The organism is Winogradskyella poriferorum, from assembly GCF_050618035.1.
In the GTDB taxonomy this organism is placed as follows: Bacteria; Bacteroidota; Bacteroidia; order Flavobacteriales; family Flavobacteriaceae; genus Winogradskyella; species Winogradskyella poriferorum_A.
Genome location: NZ_JBODPY010000152.1, coordinates 1 through 231, shown reverse-complemented (window position 1 = coordinate 231; position 231 = coordinate 1). Strand labels below are relative to the sequence as shown.

1 pseudogene is annotated in these 231 nt (G+C 39.8%); it reads left to right on the top strand.

Annotated features, from left to right (window positions below):
- Nucleotides 1-231, top strand: a pseudogene (locus ACRHOC_RS15275) (M1 family peptidase); the annotation flags it as partial.

Genomic DNA, 231 nt, shown 5'->3' with positions numbered 1-231 from the left:
GATCGAATAAGTAAGCTAAAACCAAACGAAATTGGCTATGACAAAGACCCTTCACTACTCCAAAATGGTTCATCATTAAAATATGAAACCGTTGGAACAATTCTAGAGGATAAACTAAACCAACCTATTCAGCCAGGTGAACAAGTAACCTTTGATATGGAGTTTGATGCTCAAGTCCCTCTGCAAATTCGTCGTTCGGGTAGAAACAACAAGGAAGGGGTTGCGGTTTCT